We start from the raw sequence: 22,570 nt of genomic DNA, 5'->3' as shown, positions 1-22,570 counted from the left end.
AAACGTAAAATTCCCATCAAGCACTTGAATCATGTGTTTGATGGGGATTTTGGAGTTTCTGGTGAATAATTCAGGTTGATAATACCTAACTAGTAAAGATTGAAAGTCTAAGCCCCTGTACTGTGGCTCATCTGCATCGTCAGAAACACTAAATGGATACGCAAATTCCTTAAGCTTATAATAACCAATTTCCTGAATTTTTGCCGCATCTATCTCACACGACTTGGAAAAAGAAATTCCCCTACTCTCCAGCAACGCACGCTGGTCTTCTGGCGACAAGAAGCCCTTACTTGGCATGGTATTATTCTCCTTAAACAAAAAACTTCTGCTTATTCAGGGCGTACCTGCCGATTTAACGGGAAGCAGAAGTGTTGTCTTCTATACATGTAGAATACCAAAAAGTCTTCGTAATATCAAGTATCCTACACAAATTGCAATTCCTTTTAAAAACAAAGATCATTCATGCTAGCTTCTTGATAATTATTTCCTAGAGCAGAAACAGGAAACGACAAAACACTTGTGGTTCTAAATGAGACGGGCTAGCCGGTAACAAAAAGTCAAAAAAGGGCTAATGTTCACCAAATTCTCCATCTGTACCGTTTTTTTGCAACCCCAGAAAGCCAAAAGCCGCTTCAAATCAACGATTCAAAACGGTTCAGGATGATTATACTTTAATTTTCATGGCCCCACCCGGAGTATAGGGGCCTCTGTAAGCCCGTTATATCAGCATTTACTATCCGCTTGTTCACCATTTGTTCACCAAAACCTAGGCGGGTTCATACATATTGTACTTACAATAAAAAAAGCCACCCTACCCGCAATGGATAGAGTGGCTTTAATTGAACAAACGACGTTGTTGCTAGCATGGCCCTTTGTTTGCCCAGCACCTACACTAGCATAGACAAACTAAACTAGTTCAAAGAACGCACGGTTGTTTACTTGAGTTTCTTAACGTAGTCGGTGTTGGAAGTAATGTACAATCCATTACCCAGTTTAAATCGAGTAATCTTCCCATAGCTAACCACAGACTCAACATCGAAGACGGTCCCTTTGGTGAACTTCTTCTCAGCCTTCTTGAACGCCTTGTCGTGGTAGCGAGTAATACTCGTCTTTGCTTTGACCTGCTTGGCTGCCTTCAAATAGGTGGCCTTTTTAGCTGGCGTGGAAGCTGAACCGCCAACACCGTTCTTCAAGTCCTTGGCGAACTGAGCCTTGCTGATACCCCACTTGCTCAGATACCCGTATGGATCCTGATGGTCCCCCCAGATATTATCTGATACCCATTTATGCGACTTGATACCAGCACCGGCCCCGTCTAACGTCAGTGGAATCCCGTACTTCTTTGCGTAATACCGGAGCACCCACACGTAGCGCTTGTAGCTTTCGTTGAAGCGTTTCTGACTATCCACATGCGCCAGTTCCACTTGGAATGGTGAGTTGGCATTGGCTACCGTTCCAGCGCCATAAGCGACATAACCGGGAGTCCCAACGATATAGATTCCCTGGTCATCCACAATAGCGTGTGTGTAGGCTGCGGACCAGTGCCCCTTCATATAGGAAGCTTCGTTCTTCCCAGAGCCAATGCCGCGATTGTTATCGTTCCCGGTGTCATGGGCAATGATATACTTGTGCGCCGCCTTGCGATTATCCCCGGCGTTAGCAGCTAGTTCGTAGCTGCGGTTGAATGAATACCCCATTACTTATGGTCCTCCTTAATCTGAAATCCTTTGAAGCCATCAAACAGGCCAGACGTGAAGCCACCTACCAGCAGGCCCATAACGGCTCCTGACAGGAAGTTATGGTCAGCTGTTACAAATACCGACAACAGACCGACTACTACGCCCACTCCCATCGACAACCACGGCATCCATTGATTCGACACCTTCGTCTGCTTCACTGCCTGTGTCAAAACAAAAACGACCAAAGTTGTTAATGCCAACTCGGCCGCCGTTCCTAGATTGAGTTGCTGGATATAGTCCATGCTACTCACCTCGTTCCTTCAATTTTTGGTTTTCCTTCTTTAACCGCTCGTTCTCTCGTTTTAGCCGCTTGATTTCATCAGTCTTGGTTGGGGGCTTACCAGCGTTGATTCGTGCCACCCAAACCGGAACATACCCGACTGCAATCGCCGAGATTGCTGAGAGAATGGCGGTGAATACTTTATCACTGATCCTAATCATCCCCTGTAAATGCATAGCTCACAATCCGACAAATCACCCCGCCCGTCAACACGGCCCCCGGACTGATAAGCGCCCCCATCTCCATATCATGCACTAGGAAGCCTAAAAAGAAACTCATCCACACAAAAACTAGGCACCCAATCATGATTGGCCGCGCGTAGAACCAGTGGAAGTCCCAGATTGAATAGACCATCGCAAACGTGCCAATCACCGCAATCAGGAAAATAGATGCTGGATCATCTAAGACACCCAACATAGTTCTCGCTGGAGGTTTCAAATCGAAGAAGTTCACCTGAATGATGAAGACGATTGCAATTGCGTAGGTTTCCACAGCGGACCAGAACCAGAACTGATTCTTTTTATAATGCTGGTACAGTTTCTTGTCCATAAGAAAAGCACCCCCTATGCCGTTGCTGGCTTGTAGTCGGTGCCCGAAATTTCCTTATACTGTTCGTCAGTGATGAAGTCGTGTTCCCGGTACCAATTTAGGTCCGGCGTCAACATGCCCCAGCTAGAAAACAATTTGATTGTCGTGTAATTCATGATTTATCCTCCTATTCTGCGTCTGTGGCCGGTGTCTGAGCAACCATCATCTGAGCTACCTGACCTCCGAGTGCACTAGTGGCCGTCTTAACTTCCGTAACATCTTCCTTAACGTCTTGCACATCCACGGTCGTTTGCGCTTGGGAACCGCCCAACACAGCGATAGTCTGTTTAAGCTGTTGAATGTTTTCTTGGGCCACTTCATTCTCGTGAATGAGATGATCAATGCTTAGGTCCGGCAGCCAATTAGCTGTGTGCTTCATAACACCGGCCGTGTATACATAATTCTTCCAGTACCGCTGCACGGATTCAAGAGTTTCTGGCAGCAGATACAACACTGTCCATCCCTTAGTTTCTTCGCCTGTTGGTTGAGCCAATGGCACCCCACTGTCGGGGTCCAGGTTCCAATAGGTCTTAATCGTTTTTTCTTCCATCACTTATCACTCCCTAGTTAGTCTTTTTAACATTAAGAATTATTTCACCATCAAATTTAGCCTCATTGCTACTGCTTGATACAGTGAGATAAAACGTACGCGAATCGGGACCGCCATTCGTCAGTCGAACCCATAATCTATTTTTTTCAAAAGTTACGTTATAACTTTCTGAACTTGTCCCGATTGAACTGTAATGATAGTTAAACTGCATAGAGCTATCATTACCTAAAAATTCGAATCCATCTGGCAGCGTAATTGCCAATCTGTTCAGTGCATTGGCGAGTGTGTAGTACTTTGGCACCTCTACAGTTGCGTTACTTTTAAAGCGTGCCGTATTTGTAGCGCTATCCCATTTCATTAAGGTAAGACCTTTAAAGTCTTGGTCCCCACCATCATTCGGACACTCAATCCAAGAAGCATCCTGAATCTTTTTGTCGTATAAAACTTGCCCACCAATCAACATCTTTGTGACCTTTTGATTACCAATACGCATTTCCATCAGAAAGCACCCCCAAAGGAAGGTACAATCCAATTAGTTAGTGAAATTTTGGAGGGTGCCCCCCCCCCCGAATATTTACGCAAATTGTGAATTCATTGTACATATTTAATCATCCTTTCTAGTCTGGAGCGATTGCATCGGTCTGATAAACGGACGCTTGCGCATTAGCATCACCGACATTACTACTGGTGCTAATAGTTCCAAATGTAATCGTAAAGTAGCCAGGAATTGGTGCAGAAAACTGATACTGGTATGATCCGTTAAGTTTTCTACCATCTATCGCTGGATTAGCCTCAGCAACCGAAGCAACGGAAATAATTCTAAGATTGTCAGGCAATTTCGAAAAATGAAATCCTTTTGGCAGGGTAAGAAATGTACCAGACCATTTTTCTTTTGCCATCATAGGTCGAAGTAACTTTCCAAAAAGGGTTGTAATGCCTGTTTTACTATCGTATTTCATAAGAATTGGAGTGCCCGTGAATCCCTCACCAGTTTTACATTCTTGCCAAACATCATCGGCGGGTAAAAGTATATTCCCACCAGCAATCACTTTAACGACTTTATTCGCACCAATGTGTATGGTCATAAGACACCACCCACAATCCGGTGGCTCAATGGGGTATTTCTACCCCCCCATGGTAAATAGGGTTAACTTCATTTTCATGACACTGCCTCCTTTGAAATTGATATCACTGCTGGTGATGCAGACCTACCTGGTCCACTAGTAGTAGTAATTTGGTTAAAAGAAACCCAATTATTTGAATAGTCCGCAAGCGTATCATTAGTTAAAACTACTTCGCCATCAACTACGGACGGGGTAATAAAACCATTCGTCGTTCCAGCAAAGCTTGGCATATACACTCCATCATCGGGCCAATAATCCCACTTAATTGACGTTACTTTGTAACCGTCCGGTAGTATAAATGGTGTGATTGATGCCTTTGACTTAAAGTACGCACTGATTGTTCCTGTGACTTGTGCGGTCGTTTCATTTAATTTCTTAAAAAAAACATTTCCAGACACCCCATCAGGTAATTCCAATGGCACCCACCCATCAGAATCCCGATAGACCACATTAGTACCAACCAGAACTTTCTTAACTCGCTTATTACCAACTTGCATCCCTACACCTCCTAGCTAGCCGTTCCATCAGCCCCGGTATCCGTAGCCGGGTCCTCAACAACAAAGATAACCGCATTATCGTGAGTGTCACCGAAGCTCTGATAATCGTCTGACTCATGGAAAACTTTGCCACCAAGAACTTCTAGATCCTTATCAATCGTCAAATCACCGGCGTCATAGTTGGTTGCTTCGGCTGTCCCGTTCTCGCGCCGTTGCACCACGTGGCTCTTATCGGCCGGATTGATGGTTACATTGTCTCCGTACGTGATAGAACTGTCACCATTGTCCCGAACATAGCCCTTATCAGCCGTCTCTTTAGCCACGTAAGGACTGCCGTTTGAGTTAACTGGGTCCTGCGTATACTTCCACAGCGCGTCCACTGTGGCGTCCTTGTCCGAGTACATCAAGCTCTCCGGCAAGATAACCTTATGGGCCTCAATAGCCTCATCCACATACTCACGACTTGCTAAACCTGTGGGCGTGATGTTGACTGTGACGTTAGCCACATCCCCAACAATCACGTAGATGGTCGACGTGAAGCGGAACCAGACCTTGTCAGCATAGTCTGGCATAAGCTCCGGTGTCTCAGCAGTGATGACTGCATAAAGTTGTTCCTTGTCCTCACCATCTTTCGTGGCATATAACCCGATAGCTTGAATAAGATAGCTCTCACTCAGACCTTCGTTAACAAATTGGACCTCGGTCCCCGTTACTGCGGCATTCCCATCAATCGGTTTCACTTGGTCAACAATATCTGCTGACTGAACTTCATTTGGCAAAGCCACCAGGCTATCCAGATCAACTCCATTAAGGTCATCGGCTGTGGAGGCCGCCCGGGTAATCTCAAACTTGGCCTTACCATTGGCTGCCAAACTGGCCAGCAGCTTCCCAGCCATCGTCAGTTTTGACTTATTATATTTACTCATTCAAATGCTCCCCTCCTTCTGCGTTTACCATAGTTGCGACAACTACATCGGGTTTAATTGCTCCCACATATAGCTCCTGCGTCGTGTCAGTAGCTGCGTCCATGTCGGGCATGACCACCGTCGCCACAGCCACGTTCTGAATCGCTCCCAGATAGAAGTCTAGCTGAGTCTCAACCTGAGTCTGTGTCCGAATCTGATAGGTCATGTTTACCGGCAGATACACATTGAGCAGATAGCGCAGCCGCTTGATTTGCTCTGGCGTGATGTCGTGGGCCTCACTCATCGTATCGATGTGGCTCTTGATGTGGTCCACGTCCACTACCGCGATAATGTCCAGCGACTGAATCAATTCACGGAAATATCGGATAGTAATAGGCCGCGGCGGCAAAATACGCATGAGCACATCATACTGGCGGGACTCTAACGACTTGATGTAATCAGTTGGTAGTCCCAACTGATACTCAAAGAGCGCCAGACCTTCAGAGTCAGCCTGCATGACAAACTGGTTCATCAGCAGCCGTTCCTCTGAATCGCCGAACTGGTCACCCATCTTCTGCTCGGCTTCCATGAGACGTTGCATCTCACGTACACCGTCATAGTAGTCAGGCAGATAGTCCTTTAGATTAAGCATTAAGCGTCACCTCACCAACAACCGGAAGCTCAGAAGTATCGTTCGTAAAGGTCATCTTCACATCGCTCTCGGCCCCATTAAGAACCGGCAGCGTTGCGTTGATGACCCCTTCTACCTTCATGATTTCAGTTAGAATTTGTGACCGGTAGACTGTGAGTGAGTACCCCCGGCCAGTCACCTTGTCGATATCGTCCCATGCTTCGCGACGTTGGGCGAAATAACTCTCGATACCCGCTTCAATTGCCACTTTCAAACTCTCGACTGTGGTCGACGTGTCCGGTGTGATAGTCGTCTCAATACTAATCGGTACCTCTGTGGGCGCAACCACTGTCACCAGATGGTCGATAGGCGCTAGGCCGTAGCCCTGCCCTTCGGCGTCTGGCGGGTCAATCTGCTCTTTGACTTGCTTGACCAGTTCAGGGCTAGCGGCTCGTTTGGCGTTATTCAGGATGACCAGTTTGACTGTTCCGCCGCCCTGCCATACTGGATAAATCTGGCCTGAACCTACTGACTCAATTCGACTCAGCATGTCGGCATAATCGGCCACGTTCCCACCATAAGCGTTGTAGGCATCTGGCGAGAGCAAGCGGTCCCGGAAGTGGTCGTCGGTTTCGTCGTCCTTCGCTGGCACATCCACAGACAGAATTTCAGCCCAGCTAAGCTCATCATTCGGTGTGACTGGGAGAATCTGTCCGAGATAGCCATTGGCCTGCGTACCAGTCTCCTCAGCAACAAGCAGCCCGGTTAAGTCTTCGTTGACCTCAGTGACCTGATAGAAAATAGGTTCTTCACCCACACTCGCAAACTGGTCGCCAATCTCAACATTACTGACTGGAATACCTTTTGAGTCTAAAAATTTGGCACTAACTTGTGCCGCGGTGGCAGTTTGACGCGCTAGCCCTCTCTCTGGTCCCCGGTAGTCCAAAAATTCGCCTGGAGCCGTCTGTGTGTATGTGGCACGCACGATATTTGCCATGTTCAGCGATTGCTCGGCCATCAGAGTAGCAGCCGGGGCCATCGTGTCATAGATGATTGACCCTTGCCGCTTATCCACGCCGTCGGACACTTCATCAAGCATGGAATCCATGAAGTAATCAAAATCATGCGATTCTAACTCTGCAATCAGCGTTTCAGGATTCACTAAGTGTCACCTCACTCTCAATCGGAATGGCGCCGAAGATGGTCTCACAGAACCCGGCGACTCGTAGCGTAGTGGCATCCACTCGTTCAGTCTCATCAATCGATACATCAGTGACCCGGTCGTCGGCTTCCAGGGCTTCGGTCAACATTCGGTCTACTTCAACTTCTGCGTAGTCAAAGTCCTTACCAATCAGTTCAGACAGGTCGTTGCCGTACTGATCGTCGTAGATGGGGTAGACAAACCGCTCCGTTCGGAGAATCTTGTCCACGGCTTGTACCATAGCAGCCTGTCCATCCACCATTGAGATGACCCGGCCATCCCGGACTAGGTACGTGTAACTGGGGAGCGTCTCCTCCTCAACCTCATCTTCGACCTCATCAACCACGTCCTCGGTCTCAACTTCTTCTAGTTCGTCGTCATTCATCTTCGTCACCTCCCGTCTTCTCTAGTACATAAAATTGTTGGCCACCATCCTGGCGAATCATCGTAACTCCGTCGCCCTTCTTGAGGGCCCCCAGGATGGTGACTGTCTTCTCTTCACCATCAAGCTTCACTTTCACCTTGTGGTCGGTGACGGTTTCGCTTAGGTTGAGGAAAGCCTCAGTAAGCGTCATCTGGTTTGAAATTTGAATAGCCAATGGATCCTCGGCAACGACCGTGCCAAACACGATATCCGAATACTCACTATCTGGTCCACCGCGACTGGCCCACCAGTTCAACATTGTCTCTCCCGCCATTAAATACGCACCTTCATTTCCAATTCGGCTGTATGACTGGTAGTCCCAAAAGTATGGATGGCCTTCGTAATCAACAGGTACTTGCTACCTAATCCGATATCTTTCAGACTTTTCACCTTCACTAGTGCCTCGTTGCCCGGTACCATTGACAGGGTGGCCAGCGTGTTCAGCTTCAACGTGTAGGTCTGTTTATTCTTAGACTTAAGAATATCTTTGGCCTTCTGTTTCATTTGCGCCGCGTTGGCTTTGTCCTTGGCTTTCTCGACAATCTGGAGTTTCCCCCAGCGGTCGACTGAGTTGCCGGCGACCGTGACAGTTTTCAGCTTAGTGTTAGCTACGTCAGCAGCCTTCTTCTGGGCCGCGGTCTGCTTTTTGGCCTTAGCTGTGGAAGAAGACTTCTGCTTCTTTTTCTTGTCAGTTCGGACTACACGAACAACGTTAGCAGCTTCATCAATACTTTTGCTAAATGAGAACCCGGTCAGCTGTGACCCATCACCAATGATGTTCTTGAGCTTTTTGTACGGCGAGCGCCGCAACTCAACCACACCATAGTTATCGTGCAGAAAGTACCGGTGTCCTGTAGCCAGCCGCGTAGACTTAAATGAACTTTTCAGCATATCGAAATAGCTCTTACTGTCGGCCACCTCAGCGACCAGCTTGTGTGTCGACTTGTCCACTACCTTATGCTTTACGCCAGCTAGCTTAGCCACCTTGGTAAAACGCTGGGAGATAGTCGACACCGGCCAGATAAGCGAATCCTGGTTCTTAAAATATCGAAGACTATCGTAGGCCGTTACAGAAAATACCTCGGACTCATCATAATCAACCTTGAAAATCTTACCCTTAAAGACGTGATCATGGTCCCAATTGAACCAAATCACATCCCCATTCTTAGGCGTGTACCCTTCGTCAACTTCAACCAGGCCAAAAGTCAGCTGTCCGGCTGAGAAGTCTATATCGGTCGTCCACTTGATGTCAGTCTTTAAAATTTCCCGTAGGTCCCACTTAATCTTCTCACCTGGCGTCTGTGACTGAAAAAATGTTACTGCCATCACCTACACCGCCTTTACTGCTGACTTAGATACCCAGCCCCGGGCCCCGCCACTAAGCGTAGTCACGTGGTACGGGTACTTGGCACCCTTAGCAATCAGCGAAATTTTTCGAGTGGCGTTCCGCTCGGTCATCCCGGGACCGGAACCATTCGAGCCAGCGTGCAGCCGACCATTCACGACAACCTTAGACCCCCGGCCCACCTTACCTGGCGGGGCCGACCGGGATTTACCTTTCTTAGCGACCTTCTTCTTTTTCTTCTTAGAAGTCTTGACCTTCTTGGCCTTGTGGGGCTTGTTTTCAGTCAATTTGAAGGTATAGGTGTACTCGTCGGCGTAGCCTTCAGTCATACCATACTTGAAGTCGGTCATGATTCCCTTGAAACTAATTTTCGTTTTAGTAACTACTAACCGTACTTGCTTCTTAGATTTATAAATCTTTAAAAGCTTATCCAAGTATGTTTGCCCTTTAGCATACGGCTTTGAAATGCTTAGGTAATGGGCCTGCTTGGGCTTGACTGGAATTGTACTGGTAATTTCAATTGTCTTGAGCTTTTCGTCTCCAATAAGATTAATCTGACCTAACTTGATTACAGATACAGTCTTATCATCAGTACCATAATCCAACTGAATTTCTTTGGGGTTAACTGGCAGCGCAAACGTTTTGTTCTTGTTGTTAGTTAACTTAAACTGCATCCCCGCCACTAGCTATCCCCTCCGTTCCTTTAGTCCAATCAGGTAAGTCTCAATCTTTGAAACCATCGTTTCCGCATCGTAGTCCGCATTGCCGGAGCTTTGGAGCACAAATGCTCCCGGCTGAATTGTAACGTTAGTACCGCTTTGTTCGGAACTACTGGTATCTGAGTAATTTGCCACTGTGGAATAGCCACCAGCGTTACTACCAAACAATGTGCTCTGAGGCGCATTCCCAGTGGTACTACTACTCAGATTACCGTTCACATCCACAGACGTGCCGTTGATACCTTGCATGGCAGAAACAAGCCCACCAACCGCCGTGGCCGCGTTATTAAATCCGTTGGCCAGGAGATTACCAGGATTAGCACTAGGCATGTGGTTTAAGGCGTCCATAGCGCCAATCGCTTGCTGAGCCATTGCTCCAGTTGCGCGACTAGCCAACTGAGAACTGCCCGTAATACCGTTTGCAAATCCTTGTACCAAGTAGCCACCAATTTCAGCAAAAACCGTTGACGGTGAATGAATGCCTAAAGCACCCTTTGCTGCACCAACAACCTTACTTGCGACGCTTGCCACGGCGCTAACAGCTGAGCCAATCATCGACTTAATCCCATTGACCAGGCCCTGAATCAGGTTAACCCCAGCACTAAATAACGCCCCAGCAAAACTTTGTGCTGCACTCACAGCTTGTTGCATACCACCGCGCACTGCTGAGACAACACTTGCCATGCCAGAGGTTACACCACTCACAAGTCGGGCAACCCCACTGATAAACGCTGAAACCATCGCCGAAACTGCCGAAGTCACTGATCGTAATCCAGCGGCGACAACCATCAATCCGGCACCAGCAACAGCAAGCCCCGCCCCGAGTGCGATAGAAGCTGCACCCAGTAGCAGAGCACCAGCTGCGGCCACCATCATGAGTGGCGCGGCGATAACCAGTGCCAACGCAAATACCATCATTCCAGCGCCGGCAATCATGGCGACGGCCGCCACAACAACCATAGCGGTACCCATGAGTAACATCCCCACAGCCGCAATCATGGTTGACGCGGCGATTAGTGGCAAGGCGACTGCCAGAATCATCATGCCCACCGCTGCGATAGTCACACCTACGGCAACAACCATCATGGCCACTCCAAATAGAAGCGCCCCGACAGCCGCTACCATAAAGCCCGCACCAGCCACGGCAAGACCAACACCTAGTAGTAGCAATCCAGCCGCTGCGACGATGGATAACGCACCAAACACCGCCAGCGCGCCACCCAACAGTACGATGTTAAGAGCTGCCATAGCACCCGATTCGGCAATCGTAGGTAACTGTGTAGCTAACAGGGCAATCCCTGCTGAGGCAATCAGCGTAGCCGCCCCAATGAGAATCAAAGCAGCACCAAAAATCCCGAAACCAATCGCGCCAGCAATCATAGCCGGTCCCAGTGCTGTAACCACAGCTGCTAAGATGCCAATCCCAACAACCATTCCCGCAAATACAGCTACAGCAGGCCAACCAGCACTAACTAGCGACGTGACGGCTTCAGCCATCATCCACAGACCGGCCCCGGCCAAGGCAACCGCAGCACCGACAAGCAACAATGATACGCCTAGCTTAATGAACCCTGAAGCAGCGGCCGTGGATGACTTAGCAGCACTGGCAAGTCCGCCGCCCTTACCAAGACCACCGAGAGAGTGACCGATGCCGCTAATGATGCCACTCACATTTTTAACAGCTTTGAAAGCCAAGACTGCCGTCGCCAGAAGTCCAATCCCCATAGCAATAGCATTTAGAACACCGGGATTCAACTTGCTTAGCGTTGTCAGTGCAACTACAATGCCTGTCAAAACTAGTCCCTTGGCACTCATCTTGAGTGCGATAAACGCCGCGGCCAGAACTTTGATTGCCGTGGGGTCCAAACTCCCAGCTACATCAGCAATCGCCTTTAAGCCGTTAGCCAACCCTTTAATGGCACTGCCACTGATGCTCCCTAGTGTCTTAAACATGGCAAATGGATCTTTGCCACCGCCGCTAGACAACTTGCCCATCACATCCCCAAAAGCTTTACCAATGCTACTTAAGGCTGAGCCAACTGAGCTTAAAGCCCCAGTTTTGCCCAGCGAAGAAAAGAAGGCTCCAACAGCTTGACCAGCGGTCTTAACGGCATTTACAACGCCTTGAACTACCGGAACTAGTTTCGTCCCGATAGCGTCAAAGTTTACATTTCCAAGGCTATCGGTAAAGCCACTAATCGCCTTAATGCCAACCTTACTAACTTGGTCAAAGGCCGGTTGTAGACGGTTAGCGACTGTTTCTTTTAAACCATCCATCGCCTGTCCCACAGTTTTATACTGTGTGGCCATCTTTGAGAACTGTTTGTTTGTCCCCGTCTTGGCGATAGCAGCGAAGAAATCTTGGGTCTTGACTTTTCCGGCTTGAACGTCCTTGACCAATTGACCGGTACTCCGGTGCATAGTCTTAGCGACTTGCGACATCCCAGCTGGCGTTTGTTCAAGCATCAACTTAAAGTCTTGCCACTGAATCTTAGGCTTGGCTGCGGCCTGTGTGGCTTGTTGACTCAGAGTCTTCATCGCCTGTTGTGGATCAGAAGAAGCAGCAGCCAGTCCACCGAACCCCTTGACTAACTTATCAGTTCCTTTGGTCCCTACAGCCGCCAGTTGGCTATATGTGGAAGCCATATCGGATGCTGAATAGATAGTATCTTGGGCGAATTTCTGTAGCCCACCACGCGTCTTAGCAATTTGTGCGGGGCTCTTTCCCATCATGGCCATGTTCCCATTAAAGGTCTGCCAAGCAGTACTAGACTCGTTCAGCTCCGACATCATGCTACCAACGCCACTGGTAATCATCCCAATACCCTTCGTGACGCCAGCGCCAATGATATTGGCACCTAACATTGACTTAAACATGCCGCCAGTCTTCCCGGCCCCAGCCGACAACTGATCCATCGCCGCAGAGCCACGGCCGACCCCTGAACTTAGCTTGCTTAATGCTGCGCTAAACCCATCGTTAATTTTAATCGTCGCACTAACAACTTTGTCCGCCATAGGCTACCTCCTTTCTAACCGACGAAATGGCTAGACCTAATGCTTAGACCTAGCCTTCCGTTCAGCTCGTTTTCTTTCTTGTTCTTCCTCTTTGATGCGAATATCAATGCCCGCAATCACAACAGCCTTTTCCTTCCGTGAAAGTCCAGCCCATTGCTGGGGCGTCCAATGGTATTCATTCATAGAGAAGAAGTAATATTTGAAATCATTGCCGTTGCCGGCCTCAATTAGTTTTTTACTGCTTCCACATCATCATCAACAGAGGTATCAAAGCCATTGATTGCGTTAAACTTCTTAGCCAGCGTCGCGAATTCACTCATCTTTAGCATGGCCTTCAATGTGCCTAGACTATCACCCAAAGTACCATAGGCGGTTTGAAGTTCCTTGTTGTCCAAATCTGGTTGGACAATCCCCGCAACCAGCATCAACTCACCAGCCAAAGATTGGTCAACCGTTGATTCTACCTGACCATTCTTAGGATTACGTTGTTTCTTAGTCGCTTGTTTCCGCAAGCGTTCACCTTCCGAGATACTGAGTTCTCGCAAAACGAATGGCGTTGGAAAACGGTCCAACTTTACCTCAGCCGTTTCTTCCTCGTTCTTTTGAATAAAATCTTGAATACTTACTTGATCAGCCATGCTAAATTCCTCCTAAATTAAATATCGAAGCCAGTGAATGGCTCAACCAGTTCAACATCTTCAAACGTGAAGTCTGATTCCCATTGCATAACATCATCATCGGCTTCAAAGTCAGCAAATGGTACATCATCCAGGTTCACCCCAGAGAAGTGCAGCGTCTGCTTGCCGGCCTTAGAGGTTGAATCCTCAATGGTCAACGTAACTTCAAAATACAGGTCTTTGCCTCCACGAATATATGGCAAAGCATACTTAGCCCAATTCGAAGTGATTAAGTAGCCACCAAGCGTCCCAGTACCTTCTACGCTGGTAACCTTCTTATGCTTCCACCGGCTCCCCAGTGTCTGTACGTCTTCCTTATTTTTTTCTAACTTGGCACTAAATTTGTTGGCTTCAATCATCGGCAATACCTTACCGTTGATCGTAACAAAGACTTTAGCGTCCTTAGTTGAAATCGTATCGCGACCGTTTAAAAATTGGCCAACCGTTGAAACACTTTCGTTATCCATTTATCATTCGCCCCTTTCTAGTAAACCGTAATTGTCATGTACAGTTTTTCCATGGCATCAACCGGCGTAATCCCCAAAGTGACCAGGATTGAATCCTTATCGTCCCCTGTTTCTACACTTAAATCAGTTGGATCAAAGCTACCAATTGCTCCAGCAGTCTCTAAAGTCCGCAAGTATGCGACCCGGTTGGCTTTGAACAAGTCGCGACCCGTCGAGTCGTTGTTAACCTTGCCAATGAATTGGCCTTCAAACACGTCTTGCGTGTCGTTAGCAATCGCATCCAGCGTCCGGATAGTCCGATTCTTGTGGAAATCCTTAGGCTTAGCTTCGCTATAGGTGGTGAGCGTATTAATGTCCTGTTCGACGACAACTGTGCCATCCCGGCGAGCCGTAAACACGATATAGCCATTCGCAAGATTGCGGATAGTTGCTTCGTTCGTCAGCCGTGGATTAGCGTCTACCGCGTCAGGATAGGCGACATAGGTCAGTGAGCCAGTGGCTCCGGCTGCCGACGCGACCCCAGCTACATAAGCCGCTGCTGTAGTCGCATCCAGCATTTCACCGTCAGTCAGCTCAACACCATTGATTACTGCGGTAATAGCCTCATGGTCGTAGTCCAACCCCTCAACGCCTGGAACGACTGCGGTCACCTTGTAGCCCTCGTTATCACGTAGGTCTTCAATCAGCTGTGCTAACAAGGCATGTACATTGCTTTCAACGGGGTAGCCCGCCGTCGTAGCAACATTAAACGTCTTGGTAGCAAGCGTGTCACTTAATACATCAGTTACGTCCACAGGAGTGGTGACACCACCCGCCAGTTTGTACGTAGTCTTCCCGGCTAGCGTTTCCAGCTTAGTCTGGGCACCCGTTTCGTCAGCCAGCTTCACAGTCACAAAGTCATTACTCTTAAGGCCAGCAGCCGTAGTCGTGTGGATCACTTGTTCATCGACAACCGTAGTTCCATAAAGGAATTGCACAGTTAACCGCGTTTCGTCAGTAGGATCCTTCGTAACTGAAACAGTGAGGTCATTACCCTTAGTTCCGGCATAGTTGGCCGTGAAGCTCCATGGTAAAGCTTCATCGCTAATCGTCGCCGCCGTCCCACCATTCAAATTCAGGTAGAGGACCGTCACAGCTCCCTTCAAGGCTTCCCGGATAGTTGCCAACTTGCTATCCGACAATGGAGCACCCAAGATTGATTGAAAATCACTACCGCTATTTAGCTCCACAATCCCTTGTGGGCCCCAGTCCAGTTGACTGCCATTAACTAACAGCACTCGGCCTGAAGTAGTATCTGCCTTAGCTTGTGGTGCCCCTACGGTGTTAATGTAAGCACCTGGCCGCACCTTGTTTTGCGTTGTCCAAATTCCACCAGCCATACTAGATACCTCCTTTAAATTTCTTGATTTGATTCTTTGCTTCGTCCAGCGTGTATTCTTTACCATCCTTTAAAGTGATGTTCAAAATTGCACGTTGAATATTATAAAAGCCGGTACTGTTCACCAGTCCGGCCTTGTCATAAGTAGCCTTAGCTACTCGTTTAGTTTTTGCTTCGGTCACTCTTCGTCACCCTTTCAGTTTGCTTCATTTTTTCTTGTTTTGGCGTGTCATCCACAGGATGGGCCCAAACCACAACATTAAAATCTATCGTCAGCGTTCCGTCTACTCGATTAAAGTTACGATCCCGAATGTGAGCGAAGCCTGGGAGGGTCAGAAATTGGTCCAGTAATAACTGTTCCATCACTTCCATATCTGCATTCTGTTTCTTCGGGTCTGGAAAGCAGACTACCTGATACCCATGCGTTCGCTTTTGTCGGCCAAACAATTCTGGTTGGCCCCGGCTCCCAATCGCAGACACATAAAAAGACGGCTCCTTAAAACCGCCTTTCTGATTCTCACGATAGATAGGGACTCCCGGAGAAATAGTCTCCAAAAGTTGCCCGATACGTTCGATAATATCCATTTACAATAGCCCCTCCATAGCACTCATGAAGCCAGGCGTTAATAGCAACGGTAGCTCATTGCCGATTGCTTCAACGGAATCTCGAAGCATGAATCGACCTTCAACCCAGCCACCCCCACCACGAGTACGGTGACCGTACTCAACATGACTAGCGTATTCTACGTTGTTATATAACTGGAGTGAAATTGCAGAACCGTTGAAAATAGGTCCTTTAGCATTCCAGTTTCGTCTTAAGTTACCGGTATCAACTGGGGTCGAATTACTAGCGCGCCGTAGTGCCTGAACACCAACGCGTTTCAACGATTGGCGGAGTTCCCCTTTTAACTTGTTAGGGTTGTCAGCTTTAACTTGAACTTCCTTAGCCCAAGCTTGGAATTCATCATCATGGATCGTAATAAAACCCAATCTACTCCACCTCCTCAGTCGCCTTCTCATCCCGGACCATAGCTACTTCTTGATGGCTCACATACCCGGCATAGCCTCTGCTGGCACGCTTGTAATGAGTGAGCTGACCATTTACATCAGTCACATCTATGTCGGCACCAGCGGGGATTTTCAGGCCGTTTCGGATGAGTAACTTAGCATCGTAAGCGTCCGTCCCGAAGAACGTCTGCTCGCTGGCTTTTAGTCCTTTTAGAATCACTTTAGCTGGCTCATTTTCAACGATAGTCACAGGCACAGTGTCAGTGAAGACACCGTCCTTGACCGTCTTGACACCGGTGATGGTAACTCGGTCAAACCACAACTTAGTGAGTTGCTGGCCCATCTTGTCAAATGCAGCCTTCATCGCTTCACCACCCGAAAACTATTGAGCTGAGCGGTGTAGTTATCAGTCAATGAATTCACCGACTGCAATTCCGCGTACACCTCACTTACTGACTTAAATGTGACAGACGTGTCACCCTCGCTGAGTGTCTTAACGTCGCCATCTCGGTCGGCTACTGGTGTGAGCAATTGATGAGTCACTAGGAATTGCTGGCATAAGCCCACCAAAACTGTGTCAAGCTCAACAGGGAGCTCAGTAACTGGTAAATGCGTGTAGTTAGCCACATCGCTGACCACTTTATCCAGGCCAAATTCTAGCATGACCTGATAGCTGGGATTACTTCCGTCATCAGGGTTAAGTAACCCAAGTTGTGTCAGTAGTTCGTCTCGTCGTGGATGCTTATCCATGTGGATTCCCCCTTTAGTCCGCCGGTACCAGCGCTAACAGGTCAGCCTTCAAGGTTACTCCATCGTGACTGATACTATTAGCGTCAAGCCAGGCAGTAATCTCAGCTACTGTGCTGGCACTAGTCGGCTTGTCGGGGGCTAAGCTTTTGGGGCAGCCACCTTGTCAGACGTGACAAACTCGATACCCTTCGTCTTAGTCTTCAACAACAGAACATCATCGTAAGATTGTTCGTAGTACAGGTAGTTACCACTGTTAGCGGCGCTAGGAGCATCGAAGCCCACGAAGCTGTACTTTTGTGGTGCAATCTGAACGCCGTTGTAGATAAGGAACATCTCGATTTGCTTGGCGTCGTCCACAGCCTTAGAACCAACGCTGAAGTCAAATGCCGTTTGCATTAAGTCAGATGGCACGACCACAATCGTCACATCATCAATGCTGTAGACTGTGCGTTGAACATTTTGAGGGTCCTTCAGGTTAAGTTCACGGTTCATAGCTTCGGCACGCTTAAGAATTGCGTTGTTCTTAGGCGTCAGGTACAGCACCCGGTTGTTTTGCGGAATCCGTTGTTCATCGAAGTTAACCATCATGTCATCGAAGGCCGTCAGGATATTCTTTTCATCCAACGTATCGGTGTGTAAACCACCATCGGCCGCTGCTACCTTTTGCTGATAAAGCTTTGAGAACATTTCACGATCCATTTCAGGCATCTTTTCATCGAGGTTGAACTGCTTAGTGATGTTGGCGATGCTGATAACCATGTTAGATTCGTCCACATCAGATGGGTCTACTAGTGTTGACCAGTAACGTTCATTGGTCAGTTCGTATGAATCCCAGTCGTTGGAATAGTTGGCACTAGGTTGCGTAATTGTCCGACGTTTCCGATCTCGGCGCCCTTCATCGATTGTCAGGCGAGGTACCTTGATATGCTTGGCACCATCGAACTTGATAGTGCTGTTAGATGGAGAGTTCCACAGGTTGGCTGAGAACAAGTGACCATCATAGAATGCTTGCTGAATTGCGGCTTGATAAGCCTCAGCGTAATTAATTGTTGCCATATTATATTTCCTTCTTTCCGTTATTTGAATGCGTCAACTAGGGTTTGAACTTGATTATTATCGTCAGAGCCATTGCCACCCTTAGGCTCGTATCCTGCCTTCTGGCCTTCGTCGAACAAATACCCATCAGACTCCTTAAGAGCGCTGAGCTGGTCGTCTAGGCCTTCCAGCTTGCCGTCATCCGTCAGCTTAACCTTGTCCATATCAAGTAATCCTTCCACGGCCTTGGGATTGCGAACCTTAGCACCAGTCAGTGCGGTAGTCAGTGCTCCGTTCAGCTTGGTCTGACTCAGTTGTTGGGTCAAAGTTTCAGTGTCTGTCTTGTACTTGTCTTGGAGGTCGGTCAGTTGCTTAGACAGGACCTCGTTGTCGCCGGCGTCCTTCTTAAGCCCCTTGATATCTTTATCGCGGTCGGCAATCTGTGTCTTGAGGCTCTCGGTTTCGGTGGTCAGTTCAGCCAGTTGTGACTTCGAAGTTTCCACATACTTACCGTGTTCAGCCATGATGGCATTGATCTGTTCTTCTGATAATTCCAAACCCTTTAAAAATTCTCGTTTCATTTCAAACATCCTCTCTCGCTAGATTTACGTGGTGCGACCACGAATGGAGGCAAAACAAAAAGCAGTTTTACGTCATGCTTAGGACAAAATAAAAACGCCTATGCGGGCGTTAGGTTAAAGCATGTTAATATACACGGTCATCATAATCATCCGGCTTTGGTACCGGCCGGTTCTGACTAATACTCTGTTTAATCAAATCAACTAGCCTTTTAGCACCAGTCACAGAAATATCGTATTCATCATTTTGAGTCACATTAAGGTATTTATAAAGTGGAAAATCATCACCGAATTGTTCGGTATAAGCGTCAAGGACAGGGTTCAATACTTCAGAAGTACCAATTTCAAAGTGTAACATGTCATCACTCTCCTTTTTCGCTACGTTCTTTAATGATGTCATCAACCATCTTCAAGTATATTTTATATGATTCAGGGAAATATTTCTTGATTTGTGCTAAAGATTCGGGATTATTAATCGTGGCTGATGTTGATTCAGCGAAAAACTCGGCTTCTGCATGACCGTTAGTAACTTTCTTGTTACCACCATACTCTTTGGTCGTCCAATAGCCTTTCCCATGACCAAAACCTAACGATAACCCGCCATTAGTAGCAGCATCAACCATATCTGAAAGATCAGCAAAAGGTCGCCAATTTGTATCGTCATCGGCTATATATTGCTCTCTCCAAGCCCGTTCCACATTATAAGAAGATACTACATCAGGAAATTCATCATAGATAGACTGAACTGCTGCTAGTCCTTCTTTGTGTAGCATATCCTGTAACCCGTATTTTGGCTTAAGGCTATAGTTAGAGTAAGTTACAATCTCAGCATCTTTCACCGACCTTTTTAGATAGCGGTGAACGGTCTGTAGAATTGCACCATCTCCAGTATCGTCAATGCTGTGAGCAAGTTCATGAAATAATACATCGTTTTCTTTTGCATACCTGGTATTGCCCTTAAACGATTTTTTATCAAATTGAATTAGCTTACTATCAGCTAAATAATAGGAACCCTGGTTAGATGAAGTCCTAATCGCCACTGCTTTTGGCCGTGTTGCAAATAGCTTCTTCATATTCTCAGGTGCTTTTTCAAGTATCTTCATGAAGGTCTCTGGAACATCAGTCCCTAACTCACTTAAGCGTTCATTATCATCACTACTCAAAACGTTATTTAGATTAATAGCATATCCAGTGGGTTTGTATGGTGTTGGCTTAGGCATCTCAGCCCCAGAGTTAACTAGCTTCTTCCATTCGCCAAATTTCATATTTCTAACCAGCTTGCCCTTGCCAGTTTCAGGATCACGATACCATCTGCCAGTCATCTCTGGTAAATCGTCCATATAAGGCACTGTAGTACACCGGCAGCGGGCATGAATGAGCGGGTAGTTAATTCCGACAATTCGCTTATCTAGCCGGAATATCTGGCCATCTAAGCGACCACAAATGTCGCAAGTATGGCTTTCAAGCGTAGCCATATACTCATACTGCTCGATATCATTTTCTTCGTAGCCCTTAGCTGTAGCCTCTTCGGCAACATGCCCCATTTCAGATACTACCAAGTTATGAATGTTGACTTTCTTAATGTCCTGAAACCTTGCATGAAACATTTGACTAACTTTGGCCGGGCTCCAACCGAGTACGGTCCCACGAAGTACTGCGTCCATCAGATAGCTAGGCAATTCCTTTTGATAGTTCTTCCAAATACGCTTAGAGAAGTCCTTGCCATCTTTCCCCCAGGGACTTGATACCGCCATCTTAAGCTGTGCCTCGTTGAACCGAGCGAAGTTAGATGTGATAGCTCCCTTGGACGCTTGGATATTGAAATTGGTTCGCATGTATGTGTCGTCATACTGCTTGGCCAGTCCGTTTCTCATGACATCTGTACGATGACTAGTAAAGGATTGCGTGTGTTGCTGTAGTTGTGCCTCCAGGTCCTGCAAACGAGCCACCCGACTGCGGTAGTACTCAGAATCCAACTCATCCTTATAGCCACCAGACTTCGCCTTCGCCTCAAACTGCTTAAGGGTTAGCTGCCAGTGTTTTGTGTTGACACCGTTGAGAGCCTTCTTAGCCTCGTCCTTGTCGATTCCGTTGGCGTTGGCATACTTGGTATACCACTGCTCCATCTCACCGTGTAGGTCTCGATAAAGGCCATTAAGCTCAGGCTGTAATGCCTTCTCGTAAGCTTCAGTCGACTTAATCTGCTTTGCCTTAGTCTGAAGATGTCGTCGTTCCCAGTACTTCTGGTTACTCTTCGTCGTCATCCCCATCACCACCTACTTGGTTGAGAGCTTCCTGATTGTCGTAGCCGTCATGCTTCACGATATTGTCTTGACGGTCGCGAAGCTCCTGCTGTGGGTCTTCCACAATAGGGTTGGCCTTAGCAATCGCTTCATCACTGGTGTACTGAGCGAGTTGAGCCACGATTTGTGCCTGCTCCAAGTCGTTTTGGATAGCAGTCCGTGTCCAAGTCTGAGTAATCGCCCGACTGTCTGCGTCGGCTACTCCGAGCCACGTCAGGATAGCCCGGATAAGCTCGGTGAGCGCGTCTCTAAAGTAAGCCTCAGTGTTAGCCGCCTTCAATTCAAGATGGCCGTATAGAGCTTTGATGGCTGTTCCTGACGCATTGCCAATGTCTTTGAAGTCGACAGGATTCACACCTTGACCGTGGACGAAGATGTCTGTCTTGGTCATCTCGAGTAGCGAGTTACGGGCTTCAACGGGAATATCGATAGTCAGCTTGTCAACGCCGGACTTGTCACCAGTTCCGACGTTGTCCATCTTAATAGCGTGGTCTTCCTTCAGGGCTTTCATGAAGCTAGCCAGGTCTTCTCCACCGTAGTTAGTTAGCACTAAGATAACTTGTTGGATGTCATCAACATCGTTAACAAAGCCATTGTAGACGTTATCGTAGACGTCAATTAATCCTTTATACTTCAGTAACTCTGGTCTTCGATATTTGTTCTTAGGGAAGGCAATGAACGGGATTCGACCTAGGTCGTGATGTAAGACTGCGCTAGTACCAGTCTCATCCCCACTTGTGACGTCGTAGATATTGAAACGGTCGTCATAAAGAGACAGGTCGTTATAGTCTGCGGTTCCTGATTTAAACACTGTCACGTCCTTGTCAGTCCAGTACTCATGCACTCTAAAGAACTTCCCAGTATCAGGATTAAGTTGCTTGTAGCTTCGTCTCAGTGCTAGCAGCTTACGGTCTAAGTCACTTGAGTAGATTGGTACTACCTGGTCAGGCGGCACGATACCATAGCGGAACTGTCCGTCCTCATCAATCCAGTAGTGTAACCAGGCGACCCCGGCGTTTGAAGCGTCCACCACCATTTGATTGAGCCGTAAGTTAAAATTGTCGCCCAAGGCGTCCTTTACCTTGTCATTGAGTGCCTCATCCTCCACATCAATCGAAGGTGGAACCGTCGCGACATAACCTGCTTCCTGGTCTACTAAGAGTTGGTGGTAGTTATTACTGACCCGGTTGTCAGCCTGTCGAAGTGGCTCGTCTTTGCCAGCTTCATTGAGTTTTGACTCCCCGTTATTTCTGTTAGTGATGTCATTCTTATTGAAGTAATACCGGAGTGACTGGCTGAACTGATGAGCAAACTTAATCCGCCGGCCATCAGTATTCTTTAGTAATTGTTTCATTG

General features: G+C 47.6%; 30 protein-coding genes and 1 pseudogene. All 31 read right to left on the bottom strand.

Going from position 1 to position 22,570, the window contains the following annotated elements; translation table 11 throughout:
• Window positions 1-297: pseudogene (locus tag NGM66_RS10905) on the bottom strand (hypothetical protein); the annotation flags it as partial.
• 638 nt (window positions 298-935) lie between these two features.
• Window positions 936-1,697: a DUF5776 domain-containing protein gene (locus tag NGM66_RS10900; RefSeq protein WP_258115662.1), complete on the bottom strand. Its 762-nt coding sequence runs from the start codon at window positions 1,695-1,697 to the stop codon at window positions 936-938.
• The gene (locus tag NGM66_RS10895) at window positions 1,697-1,981 is read right to left on the bottom strand and encodes a holin (RefSeq protein ID WP_258115661.1); all 285 of its coding nucleotides are present in this window, start codon (window positions 1,979-1,981) and stop codon (window positions 1,697-1,699) included. The genes NGM66_RS10900 and NGM66_RS10895 overlap by 1 nt, the downstream gene beginning before the upstream one ends.
• A 1-nt stretch (window position 1,982) precedes the next feature.
• Window positions 1,983-2,180 carry a hypothetical protein gene (locus NGM66_RS10890; RefSeq protein ID WP_258115660.1) on the bottom strand — a complete coding sequence of 66 codons (198 nt, stop codon included), beginning with the start codon at window positions 2,178-2,180 and terminating at the stop codon, window positions 1,983-1,985.
• Complete coding sequence (locus NGM66_RS10885; RefSeq protein WP_258115659.1) at window positions 2,173-2,568, bottom strand: hypothetical protein; 396 nt, start codon at window positions 2,566-2,568, stop codon at window positions 2,173-2,175. Before NGM66_RS10885 ends, NGM66_RS10890 begins: the two co-directional genes overlap by 8 nt.
• A gap of 14 nt (window positions 2,569-2,582) precedes the next feature.
• Complete coding sequence (locus NGM66_RS10880) at window positions 2,583-2,723, bottom strand: XkdX family protein (protein ID WP_258115658.1); 141 nt, start codon at window positions 2,721-2,723, stop codon at window positions 2,583-2,585.
• Between the two features lie 11 nt (window positions 2,724-2,734).
• A complete protein-coding gene (locus NGM66_RS10875) occupies window positions 2,735-3,157 on the bottom strand; it encodes a hypothetical protein (protein WP_258115657.1) in 423 nt (140 codons plus the stop codon).
• Window positions 3,158-3,170: 13 nt separating this feature from the next.
• The gene (locus NGM66_RS10870) at window positions 3,171-3,656 is read right to left on the bottom strand and encodes a hypothetical protein (RefSeq protein ID WP_258115656.1); all 486 of its coding nucleotides are present in this window, start codon (window positions 3,654-3,656) and stop codon (window positions 3,171-3,173) included.
• A gap of 118 nt (window positions 3,657-3,774) precedes the next feature.
• Window positions 3,775-4,242 carry a hypothetical protein gene (locus tag NGM66_RS10865; protein WP_258115655.1) on the bottom strand — a complete coding sequence of 156 codons (468 nt, stop codon included), beginning with the start codon at window positions 4,240-4,242 and terminating at the stop codon, window positions 3,775-3,777.
• A 74-nt stretch (window positions 4,243-4,316) separates the two neighbouring features.
• The gene (locus tag NGM66_RS10860; protein WP_258115654.1) at window positions 4,317-4,778 is read right to left on the bottom strand and encodes a hypothetical protein; all 462 of its coding nucleotides are present in this window, start codon (window positions 4,776-4,778) and stop codon (window positions 4,317-4,319) included.
• A gap of 11 nt (window positions 4,779-4,789) precedes the next feature.
• Window positions 4,790-5,704, bottom strand: coding sequence for a hypothetical protein (locus tag NGM66_RS10855; RefSeq protein WP_258115653.1), 915 nt, complete (start codon window positions 5,702-5,704; stop codon window positions 4,790-4,792).
• A complete protein-coding gene (locus NGM66_RS10850) occupies window positions 5,697-6,335 on the bottom strand; it encodes a putative phage tail protein (RefSeq protein WP_258115652.1) in 639 nt (212 codons plus the stop codon). Before NGM66_RS10850 ends, NGM66_RS10855 begins: the two co-directional genes overlap by 8 nt.
• Entirely contained in the window at window positions 6,328-7,476 is a 1,149-nt protein-coding gene (locus NGM66_RS10845) for a baseplate J/gp47 family protein (protein ID WP_258115651.1), read from the bottom strand. The genes NGM66_RS10850 and NGM66_RS10845 overlap by 8 nt, the downstream gene beginning before the upstream one ends.
• Window positions 7,466-7,900, bottom strand: coding sequence for a DUF2634 domain-containing protein (locus NGM66_RS10840; RefSeq protein ID WP_308707538.1), 435 nt, complete (start codon window positions 7,898-7,900; stop codon window positions 7,466-7,468). Before NGM66_RS10840 ends, NGM66_RS10845 begins: the two co-directional genes overlap by 11 nt.
• Window positions 7,893-8,213, bottom strand: coding sequence for a DUF2577 domain-containing protein (locus NGM66_RS10835; protein WP_258115649.1), 321 nt, complete (start codon window positions 8,211-8,213; stop codon window positions 7,893-7,895). The genes NGM66_RS10840 and NGM66_RS10835 overlap by 8 nt, the downstream gene beginning before the upstream one ends.
• The gene (locus NGM66_RS10830) at window positions 8,213-9,265 is read right to left on the bottom strand and encodes an XkdQ/YqbQ family protein (protein WP_258115648.1); all 1,053 of its coding nucleotides are present in this window, start codon (window positions 9,263-9,265) and stop codon (window positions 8,213-8,215) included. Before NGM66_RS10830 ends, NGM66_RS10835 begins: the two co-directional genes overlap by 1 nt.
• Before the next feature lie 3 nt (window positions 9,266-9,268).
• Entirely contained in the window at window positions 9,269-9,958 is a 690-nt protein-coding gene (locus NGM66_RS10825) for a hypothetical protein (RefSeq protein ID WP_258115647.1), read from the bottom strand.
• 12 nt (window positions 9,959-9,970) lie between these two features.
• The gene (locus NGM66_RS10820; protein WP_258115646.1) at window positions 9,971-13,018 is read right to left on the bottom strand and encodes a tape measure protein; all 3,048 of its coding nucleotides are present in this window, start codon (window positions 13,016-13,018) and stop codon (window positions 9,971-9,973) included.
• A gap of 227 nt (window positions 13,019-13,245) precedes the next feature.
• Window positions 13,246-13,656 (bottom strand): phage tail assembly chaperone, encoded by a 411-nt coding sequence (locus NGM66_RS10815; RefSeq protein WP_208910145.1) that lies wholly within the window; start codon window positions 13,654-13,656, stop codon window positions 13,246-13,248.
• A gap of 17 nt (window positions 13,657-13,673) precedes the next feature.
• Window positions 13,674-14,162, bottom strand: a complete 489-nt coding sequence (locus NGM66_RS10810) for a phage tail tube protein (RefSeq protein ID WP_258115645.1) — start codon at window positions 14,160-14,162, stop codon at window positions 13,674-13,676.
• A 17-nt stretch (window positions 14,163-14,179) separates the two neighbouring features.
• Window positions 14,180-15,541: a phage tail sheath C-terminal domain-containing protein gene (locus NGM66_RS10805; protein WP_258115644.1), complete on the bottom strand. Its 1,362-nt coding sequence runs from the start codon at window positions 15,539-15,541 to the stop codon at window positions 14,180-14,182.
• A gap of 1 nt (window position 15,542) precedes the next feature.
• Entirely contained in the window at window positions 15,543-15,722 is a 180-nt protein-coding gene (locus NGM66_RS10800; RefSeq protein WP_258115643.1) for a hypothetical protein, read from the bottom strand.
• Window positions 15,703-16,125: a phage tail terminator family protein gene (locus NGM66_RS10795; protein WP_258115642.1), complete on the bottom strand. Its 423-nt coding sequence runs from the start codon at window positions 16,123-16,125 to the stop codon at window positions 15,703-15,705. Before NGM66_RS10795 ends, NGM66_RS10800 begins: the two co-directional genes overlap by 20 nt.
• On the bottom strand, window positions 16,126-16,530 hold the full coding sequence (locus tag NGM66_RS10790) for an HK97 gp10 family phage protein (protein WP_258115641.1): 405 nt from the start codon (window positions 16,528-16,530) through the stop codon (window positions 16,126-16,128).
• Between the two features lies 1 nt (window position 16,531).
• On the bottom strand, window positions 16,532-16,912 hold the full coding sequence (locus NGM66_RS10785) for a hypothetical protein (protein ID WP_258115640.1): 381 nt from the start codon (window positions 16,910-16,912) through the stop codon (window positions 16,532-16,534).
• Entirely contained in the window at window positions 16,909-17,298 is a 390-nt protein-coding gene (locus NGM66_RS10780; protein ID WP_258115639.1) for a head-tail connector protein, read from the bottom strand. Before NGM66_RS10780 ends, NGM66_RS10785 begins: the two co-directional genes overlap by 4 nt.
• Before the next feature lie 138 nt (window positions 17,299-17,436).
• Window positions 17,437-18,354 carry a capsid protein gene (locus NGM66_RS10775; protein ID WP_258115638.1) on the bottom strand — a complete coding sequence of 306 codons (918 nt, stop codon included), beginning with the start codon at window positions 18,352-18,354 and terminating at the stop codon, window positions 17,437-17,439.
• Window positions 18,355-18,374: 20 nt separating this feature from the next.
• The gene (locus NGM66_RS10770) at window positions 18,375-18,914 is read right to left on the bottom strand and encodes a phage scaffolding protein (protein ID WP_258115637.1); all 540 of its coding nucleotides are present in this window, start codon (window positions 18,912-18,914) and stop codon (window positions 18,375-18,377) included.
• Window positions 18,915-19,038: 124 nt separating this feature from the next.
• Window positions 19,039-19,269 (bottom strand): hypothetical protein, encoded by a 231-nt coding sequence (locus tag NGM66_RS10765; protein WP_258115636.1) that lies wholly within the window; start codon window positions 19,267-19,269, stop codon window positions 19,039-19,041.
• A gap of 4 nt (window positions 19,270-19,273) precedes the next feature.
• Window positions 19,274-21,175, bottom strand: coding sequence for a minor capsid protein (locus NGM66_RS10760; protein ID WP_258115635.1), 1,902 nt, complete (start codon window positions 21,173-21,175; stop codon window positions 19,274-19,276).
• Window positions 21,159-22,568, bottom strand: coding sequence for a phage portal protein (locus NGM66_RS10755; RefSeq protein ID WP_258115634.1), 1,410 nt, complete (start codon window positions 22,566-22,568; stop codon window positions 21,159-21,161). Before NGM66_RS10755 ends, NGM66_RS10760 begins: the two co-directional genes overlap by 17 nt.
• Window positions 22,569-22,570: the final 2 nt, after the last annotated feature.

Origin of the sequence: Levilactobacillus yiduensis (genome assembly GCF_024718525.1) — a bacterium.
Taxonomy (GTDB): Bacteria; Bacillota; Bacilli; order Lactobacillales; family Lactobacillaceae; genus Levilactobacillus; species Levilactobacillus yiduensis.
Note: the sequence above shows the minus strand (reverse complement) of the source record. Positions and strands in the feature narration are given on the sequence as shown.